The organism is Pseudomonas sp. SDO55104_S430 (genome assembly GCF_054070595.1).
Genome location: NZ_JBSVXG010000271.1, coordinates 1 through 6,915 on the forward strand (window position 1 = coordinate 1; position 6,915 = coordinate 6,915).

Genomic DNA, 6,915 nt, shown 5'->3' on the forward strand with positions numbered 1-6,915 from the left:
TTCGCGGGCAAGCCTCGCTCCCACAGACAAGCGGTTCGCAGAAATTTCAGTTAAGCGGCGGGCAAAAAAAAGCCGCCCATAAAGGGCGGCGGGAAAAGCACGCGGTGTATGCCGTCAGTATTGCGGCAGCAAGGTTACAAATTCATTACGGCCAGATCTTCAGTAAACCTGCGGCACAATGATTTCCGGCGGCGTCGGGTTGCGCGAGTAGTCTTCCTGACGCACACGCTCCGGCAGTTCGATCGCTGGCAACTCCACTTCCTCATACGGCATCTGGCTCAGCAGGTGATGAATGCAGTTGAGCCGCGCCTTTTTCTTGTCGTCAGCCTGCACCACCCACCACGGGGCTTCGGCGATGTGGGTGCGTTCGAGCATGATTTCCTTGGCCTTGGTGTAGGCCTCCCAGCGCCGGCGGGATTCCAGGTCCATGGGGCTGAGTTTCCATTGCTTGAGCGGGTCGTGAATGCGGCTCAAAAAGCGCAAATGCTGTTCCTGATCGGAAATCGAGAACCAGTACTTGATCAACTGAATGCCGGAGCGCGCGAGCATCCGCTCAAACTCAGGGACGGTGCGGAAGAACTCTTCGTACTGGTCTTCGTTACAGAAGCCCATCACTTGCTCGACACCGGCGCGGTTGTACCAGCTGCGGTCGAACAGGACGATTTCACCGGCGGCCGGCAGGTGCGAGACATAACGCTGGAAGTACCACTGGGTGCGTTCGCGGTCGTTGGGCGCGGGCAGGGCGGCAACTCGGCAGACCCGCGGGTTGAGCCTTTGGGTGATGCGCTTGATCACGCCACCTTTGCCCGCCGCATCGCGACCTTCGAACAGAATCACCACCTTGTGCCCGGTTTTCACCACCCAGCTCTGCAGCTTCACCAGTTCGCCCTGCAGGCGAAACAGCTCGCTGAAGTACTGCCGGCGCTCCTGCCGTTGCGGGCTGTCGCCCAGGTGATCGCTGAACAGTGCGCCGAGGTCGTGATCGTCCTCCATCAACTCCAGTTCCAGTTCTTCGTCACTGTGGTCGAGCAGCTCGCGGTGGATGCGTTGCATCAGGGTGTCGTTGGTCAACAGCATGGTCAGAACTCCGACGAAGGTGGAAATCAGCATGCTATGTCGGGGTATGTGACGGTGTAGTGACGAACAGGTGATGGCAGATTTAATTGGCTTGTCATCGGGATGTCACCGAGTACGTGGCAGGATCGTCGCGAATAGCTTCAGCGTGCGGTGCAACGCCGCTGCCGGGCCGACAAGAAAAACTGCCAGGAACCTCAACCATGAAAGGTGACGCCTCCCTTTTTGCTGCCATTGACCTGGGCTCCAATGCGTTTCGCCTGATGATCGGCCAGCCGGTCAAGCGTAACCAGGCGTTCATGATTCGCGAGCTGAAAACCCTGCGTGAGCCTGTGCGCTTGGCCGAAGGGTTTCAGGGCGGGGCGCTGGATGAGCTTGCACTGGATCGCGGCTGGCAGGCGCTGGCGCGCTTCGGCAAGAAACTGCGAGGTTTTGAGCAAGGGCGAGTGCGGGCCGTTGCAACCAGCGCGTTGCGCGAAGCGGAAAATGCCGATCTGTTCCTGGCCAGCGCCGAACGCCACCTGGGGTTTCCCATCGACGTCATCTCCGGGCAGGAAGAAGCCCGACTGGTCTATGCCGGCGTGGCCCACCGAAATCCCTGTGCCGAGAGCATGCGGCTGGTGGTGGATATCGGCGGCGGCTCGACCGAGCTGATTCTGGGGCGGGGCAGTGAGCCGCTGGTCTCCCAGAGTATCGCCATCGGCAGCGGCACTTTCGGTGCACGCTACTTTGCCGGCGGACGCATCACCGCCCAGGCGCTGCTCGAAGCGGAGCTGGTCGCTACCCTAGAGTTCGACAAGGTTGCCCGTCGCTATCGTGCCCAGGGTTGGCAGCAGACCATTGGTTCTTCAGGCACGGCACGCATGCTGGCGCGGATTCTCAATGCCAATGGCCTCAACGATCCAGGCCAGGACGGCATCACCTACAGCGGTTTGCTGCGCCTGTCGTTGCGGCTGCTGGAAGTGGGGCACGTGAAGAAGCTCAAGCTGGCGGGATTGCAGACTCATCGCATGAGCATCCTGCCGGGTGGGTTGGTGCTGATGCTTGCGGCGTTCAAGGTGTTCGGCATCAACCACATGACTCCGTCGGAGCCGGGCCTGCGTTTTGGTGTCCTTCACGGCCTCATGTCGCGGCACTGAAGTACACATCCCCCCTGTAGGAGCGAGCATGCTCGCGATGGACGTCAACGATAACGCTGGCTGCCTGACACCCCACGGTGAATGTGCCTCCATCGCGAGCATGCTCGCTCCTACAGTGGGGCGGTGAACGGTTTTAGCGACCAGCCGCATCCGCCAACGCCGCCACCACCTGCTTCTCGATTTCCTTCTCATCCAGCCCCCGCCCGAAATGCTTCAGGTAGCGCCCCTGGCTGTCGAGCAGGAACAGAATGGTCGAGTGATCCATCATGTAATCCCCCGGCTTGTCCCCGGTGGGCACTTTCTTGTAGTACACGTGATAGGCATCGGTGATGCGTGTGATTTCCTGCGCCGAGCCGGTCAGCCCGACGAAATCGCTGGCGAAGTAATTCACGTATTCCTTGAGCTTTTTCGGCGTGTCCCGCTCGGGGTCGATGGTCACGAAGATCGGCCGTACGCTGATGCCTTGCTGCTGTTGCAACTGGCGACTGATGCGGGCCATTTTCGCAAGGTCGGTCGGGCAGATCGCGGGGCAGGTCATGAAGCCGAAATACAGCAGCGCCGGCTGGCCAAAACTGCGCTCGTTGACCCGCTGACCATTCTGATTGGTCAACTGGAACGGTCCGCCGATATCGGTGCGGGTCGCGGCCAGGGTGCTCGCGGTCATTGCCGTCAACAGCAGTGCTATCAGCCACTTCATCCTTTAAAAACCTCCGGAATAGGTCACCGCCAGGCCCACAAGTTCGGACATCTGGCCGTCCTCTTTCTGGGTGCCGGCGGACACCCCGAGCTTGATCTGGCCGGTGATGTTGTAAGTCACGCTCAGCTCGTTCAGGTAGTCCTGGCGATCTGCGCCACCCGTTGATTCGCGATGCTTGTCGGTGCGGGTTGCGCCGACGGACCAGTCGCCGAAATCGAAGGTCAGCGAGGTGGTCAGGTAGCGGGTGTCGTTGCCCTTGATCCCGCCTTCGCTTTCCACATCGGCGAATTCGATGAAGGGCACGATATCGAAGTAACGACCCTCCAGCGTCGGCTCAAGATCGGTACTCGGCTCCCAGGCCCAGATGTAGCGTGCCGAAGCGATCTTGATGGTCTCATCGTCCTCGCCCGGCGGCGTGGCTTGGGTCTCGTCCTCTGCCTGTTTGTTGAACATGTAGCCGGCCTGCATTTCCAGATACGGAATCGCCGGAATCGCCAGCCAGTTCACCGTCACCGCATAGGAGTCGAGCTTGCCGGTGTTGGAAGGGCCGCCGTCGCTGCGCTCCAGCTTCTCGCCATGGCGCAAGTATGGACGACCGAGGAATGAATTGTCCGCGGTGTAGATGCTGACGTTCGGCTCGATCATCCCCAGGCGCTGGTCGAAAAAGCGGTAAGCAACCGTCCCGCCGAGCATGCCGTCCAGATCGTAGGTGCTGACGAAATCCTCGGTGTACAGGCCGGGTGCCTGGTCCTGGGCGCGCCCGAAGGGCACGTGGTATTTGCCGACCATGAACGCCGAGTTGGCGTTGTTCTGGTAGTAGTTAAGGTCGTTGATCACCAGGCCCACGTCCTCGAAGAAACGCTTCTGCCCAGGCTCCGGTCCGTCGATGGGGTTGATCTCGGCGGACAGCTGGATCTGCTGATCGTGGGTGAAGCGGAAGTAGAAGGTCGCGTTGATGTCCGGGTAGGCGTCCGTGCTGTTGCGATTGCCGCCCTGGGGCGAGTCGGAATGCACGTGGTCGTATTGGAAGGTCGCGTCGTAATCCATGCCGACGTTGGGGTACTGCCCGTCATCGGCCAGGGTGGCTTCGACGCCGCACACCGATCCCATCACTAACATTGCCAGGCGATAGTTGTTCATGGCGCGAACCCCTTATCGACCTGCGACTTGACCAGCGGGCTGGACGCTTTCGGGTCCTGTCCGGTGTTGCGCAGGTAGGAGCACAACTGGTTGTTTTCACCGTACAGGCCGCCCAAAGGTTCGAGCTTGACCGCCTGCTCGTAGTCCTCCGGCTTGACCACCTGAATCGCCTGCATCATGCCGCCGTCCTCGTGTTCGAGGATGTGGCAGTGGTAGACGAACTTGCCGAGGATCACCGGATCGCGGAAGGGGATGCGCACTGTGATCGAGCCGGTGGCGGGGATGAACACGTTGTCGCGGTAGCCGCTGAACTCCACCTTCTTGCCGTTGATCTCGGTGACCTGGAAATCGACCTGGTGGATGTGGAACTGGTGCAGTTCCTGGGATGGATTGAACAGCCGCCACTCTTCGACATCGCCGAGTTTTACCGTGGTGTTGACCCGGTCCAACTCGAAGCGCGTGCCGTTGATGAGGAACGCGTTGGGGTCGGTGTCCGAGTCCTGGAAGGCGAACTGGCGGGTCTTGTTCACCGCGATCTTGCTGAAGTCTTCGGCGGGCGGGTAGGCGCTGGTGATCTGTTTGGTCGCGACCTGCGCGCCGCTGGAACGCAGGATCGCCAGCTTGGCCGCCGGGTACTGATCGCCCGCCGGCCCGGTGTTGCCTGAACCTGCTTCGATTTCATAGGTGCCGGCTGGCGGCCCGACCACCAGCACGCTGAAGCGCGCCGACGGACCGATCAGTACCTGTTTGGCATCGACTCGACGGGTCACGGTATTGCCGTCGCGGGACAGCACCTGCATCGTCTGGCCATTGATCTTGATGCGGAAGTACTGGTTGGCGGCAATGTTAATGAAGTGCCAGAGCTGGGTTTCCCCGGGCTTGATGTCGATGGTGGGCACTTCCTGGCCATTGATCGTGCGGATCGACGGTGCGCTGGTGATGATCTCGCTGGCGACTTTGCCGGTCAGGGTTTTCTGGAAGTTGCGCAGCACCAGCACCTGTTCCTTGATGCCCTTGAGTTCGGGGAAGGGGTCGAGCATGCCATCCACCAGAATCGGCCCGGCGATCCCCGCCGAGACCTGACGCTGGGAGCCGCCGTGGAAATGGCTGTGATACCAGTAGGCGCCGGGGCTGTGAGCCAGCGGCAACTTGACGTTGTACTCGCCGACCTTGTGCGGGTGGGTCACGCGGAAAATATTGTCGCCTTCATCCAGTGGCGACACCTGCATGCCGTGGAAATGCAGGTTGGTGATTTCGTCCATGCGGTTGTCCAGGCGAATCGCCATGGTTCCGCCCGGCCGGGTGCGAATCAGCGGCGAATCGTAATCGCCGTTGAACACCAGGGACACGTAGCGCTCATTGCCCACATTCACCTGCTGCTCGGCCGCCGTCAGCGTGGCATGGGTCACGCCGCTGGCATCGTAGGTGAACTCGGGGTTCTGCCGCAGAGGTGGCGAGGCGGGCTCGCTGGCGTGCTGCGTTGAGCAACCGGTCAACGCGATAGCCAGCAGGCTCGCGCGCAGTGCAAGGGGACGGACGCTGAAAGCTCTGGGCATGATCGCGACCTTCGTTGGCCTGCCGATGAACTACGAATGCAGTTCGCCTGTGTGTTGCCTGTGTGTTGCCGTAGCTGAGCCGCGGCCACACCGCGCCAACCCGCATCCTGTATGAGATACAGGCTGTTGCGCGCAACTTTTCGCAGTCTAGAACAGCAATGATGGCACGCAAGTTTTTGCGAATTTCTGCTATTCACTATCCGATGAGTTGCATCTTTCAGAAGTTAAACCTGTCATTTACATCAGTGGGCGATGCAAAGGCTGGTTATCAAATAGTGTTGTTTTGTTGAAACAGTCAGAGATCTTTCTTCTCCTCTTTATCAAGATGTTTGTCTTCCTTGTGCCGTTCTTTATCCAGTTTCTTTGCTTCCTTATCGATATCTTTTCCATCGCGATCGACATCGTGGTCCAGGTCTCGCATGCCGTCGCGGACGTCTTTCTCGATATCGTCTTCGGCGTGGGCGATACCGATGTAAGACGTTGCACCGGTGATTAACAATGAGGCGATGAGGACTGTTCTGAGTACGCGCATTTTTGAAGGCTCCTTTTCTGATTGGGCTATTGCTTGCATTAGAGAATAAAAACTAGTTGCAACGACTGGTTTACGCCAAGCCATTGGTCGTTTGGGCAAGTGCACCGGCTATCAGAATTTCGCCTGCAGGGCGGGCCGATTCAAAGGTGTGGATTACGCTAATCGGGGCCCGTTCTTTGTGATGACGAGGTGTATCAATGACAGCCGAGCGCAACAGTTCGCTGGATGACGATATCTGCGTCCACATCTTCGCCTCGTCCGGGGCGATGGTGGGGGTTTGTCTGACGGTGGTGGGGATTCTTCGGGTGGTGATCAATATTCGCCAGGAGGATTTGATCGGGCAGAATCTGTTGGCGGTCAATGCGATCATTTATCTGATGACCTGTTTGATTGCGTATTGGGCGCTGCGTACGCGCAGGGCCAAACGTAATCATCGGTTGGAGCGGATTGCGGATGGGTTGTTTTTGTTTGGGCTGACGCTTACGACTGTTACTACGGTGTTCATTACGATTGCCATGTCTACGGCTTGAAAGAGGTTCCTGTGGCTTGCCCGCGTCCTGTTTTCTCGGGTGTCCCCCGTTCAACTGTGGGAGCTGGCTTGCCAGCGATGGCGGCCTGATAACCGACCTGACTCTTGTGGATGTACTCGGTTCAATTGTGGGAGCGAGCCTGCTCGCGATGCTTTTGGGTACATATCCATTTTTGCGGTAACGGCCGCTATTGGTTCCGCCCTTACGGCGGGTCACTTGGAAAAGCGCCAAGTAACCAAGCGCTTTT

Annotated in this window: 8 protein-coding genes; 3 read left to right on the top strand and 5 right to left on the bottom strand. The window is 59.1% G+C overall.

Annotation, left to right across the window (positions count from 1 at the left end; translation table 11 throughout):
* Positions 1-182, top strand: a 182-nt coding sequence (locus tag ACW9JE_RS27185; protein ID WP_457434517.1) for a hypothetical protein, incomplete at its 5' end; no start/stop codon positions are given.
* Here the strand turns inward: ACW9JE_RS27185 and ppk2 are convergent.
* Entirely contained in the window at positions 160-1,053 is an 894-nt protein-coding gene (gene ppk2, locus ACW9JE_RS27190) for a polyphosphate kinase 2 (RefSeq protein ID WP_224541824.1), read from the bottom strand. The two genes, ACW9JE_RS27185 and ppk2, sit on opposite strands and share 23 nt — an antisense overlap.
* A gap of 224 nt (positions 1,054-1,277) precedes the next feature.
* Between ppk2 and ACW9JE_RS27195 the strand changes: the two genes are divergently transcribed.
* Positions 1,278-2,213, top strand: a complete 936-nt coding sequence (locus ACW9JE_RS27195; protein ID WP_457434518.1) for a Ppx/GppA phosphatase family protein — start codon at positions 1,278-1,280, stop codon at positions 2,211-2,213.
* 133 nt (positions 2,214-2,346) lie between these two features.
* Here ACW9JE_RS27195 and ACW9JE_RS27200 read toward each other — a convergent pair whose 3' ends face one another.
* From ACW9JE_RS27200 to ACW9JE_RS27215, 4 genes are all read right to left on the bottom strand, one after another.
* Positions 2,347-2,910, bottom strand: coding sequence for an SCO family protein (locus tag ACW9JE_RS27200; protein ID WP_224541815.1), 564 nt, complete (start codon positions 2,908-2,910; stop codon positions 2,347-2,349).
* A gap of 3 nt (positions 2,911-2,913) precedes the next feature.
* Positions 2,914-4,050, bottom strand: a complete 1,137-nt coding sequence (locus tag ACW9JE_RS27205) for a hypothetical protein (protein ID WP_224541817.1) — start codon at positions 4,048-4,050, stop codon at positions 2,914-2,916.
* The gene (locus tag ACW9JE_RS27210; protein ID WP_457434519.1) at positions 4,047-5,606 is read right to left on the bottom strand and encodes a multicopper oxidase family protein; all 1,560 of its coding nucleotides are present in this window, start codon (positions 5,604-5,606) and stop codon (positions 4,047-4,049) included. The genes ACW9JE_RS27205 and ACW9JE_RS27210 overlap by 4 nt, the downstream gene beginning before the upstream one ends.
* Positions 5,607-5,901: 295 nt before the next feature.
* Complete coding sequence (locus ACW9JE_RS27215) at positions 5,902-6,138, bottom strand: hypothetical protein (protein ID WP_224541820.1); 237 nt, start codon at positions 6,136-6,138, stop codon at positions 5,902-5,904.
* Between the two features lie 197 nt (positions 6,139-6,335).
* Here ACW9JE_RS27215 and ACW9JE_RS27220 point away from each other — a divergent pair, with 197 nt between their 5' ends.
* Positions 6,336-6,668 (top strand): hypothetical protein, encoded by a 333-nt coding sequence (locus ACW9JE_RS27220; RefSeq protein WP_224541822.1) that lies wholly within the window; start codon positions 6,336-6,338, stop codon positions 6,666-6,668.
* The last annotated feature ends 247 nt before the right edge of the window (positions 6,669-6,915 follow it).

Coding starts and splice junctions, on each gene's coding strand:
- ACW9JE_RS27210 (WP_457434519.1), bottom strand. CDS start 5,606: ATGCCCAGAGCTTTCAGCGTCCGTCCCCTTGCACTGCGCGCGAGCCTG.
- ACW9JE_RS27205 (WP_224541817.1), bottom strand. CDS start 4,050: ATGAACAACTATCGCCTGGCAATGTTAGTGATGGGATCGGTGTGCGGC.
- ACW9JE_RS27195 (WP_457434518.1), top strand. CDS start 1,278: ATGAAAGGTGACGCCTCCCTTTTTGCTGCCATTGACCTGGGCTCCAAT.
- ACW9JE_RS27215 (WP_224541820.1), bottom strand. CDS start 6,138: ATGCGCGTACTCAGAACAGTCCTCATCGCCTCATTGTTAATCACCGGT.
- ACW9JE_RS27200 (WP_224541815.1), bottom strand. CDS start 2,910: ATGAAGTGGCTGATAGCACTGCTGTTGACGGCAATGACCGCGAGCACC.
- ACW9JE_RS27220 (WP_224541822.1), top strand. CDS start 6,336: ATGACAGCCGAGCGCAACAGTTCGCTGGATGACGATATCTGCGTCCAC.
- ppk2 (WP_224541824.1), bottom strand. CDS start 1,053: ATGCAACGCATCCACCGCGAGCTGCTCGACCACAGTGACGAAGAACTG.